Origin of the sequence: Phormidium sp. CCY1219 (assembly GCF_035615515.1) — a bacterium.
Lineage (GTDB): Bacteria > Cyanobacteriota > Cyanobacteriia > Cyanobacteriales > Laspinemataceae > CCY1219.
Genome location: NZ_JAJENT010000236.1, coordinates 1 through 299 on the forward strand (window position 1 = coordinate 1; position 299 = coordinate 299).

Consider the following 299-nt stretch of genomic DNA (forward strand, 5'->3'; position numbering starts at 1 on the left):
TTGACCATTTCCATCCCAAATCCAAAGGAGGTAGCGATAGAGTTTCTAATTTAGTTTTGAGTTGCGTTCCCTGTAACCAAAAGAAAGGTGCAGAGTTGCCTATTAATTTCCTCAATGGTAAACCAGACTTATTAGCTGCCATTGAAAAGCAGCGTAAACAACCACTCGCTGATGCTGCTGCCGTTAATGCTACTCGCTGGAAACTTAAGGAAGTCTTAGAATCTACTGGACTACCTGTTGAAGTAGGTTCTGGAGGATTAACTAAATTTAATCGTAAGCGTCTTGGCATCTCTAAGTCT

1 protein-coding gene is annotated in these 299 nt (G+C 41.1%); it reads left to right on the forward strand.

The genetic code is table 11. From position 1 onward, the window contains the following. The coding region (locus LKK83_RS02430; protein WP_324629199.1) for an HNH endonuclease at positions 1 to 299 on the forward strand (299 nt) is incomplete at both ends.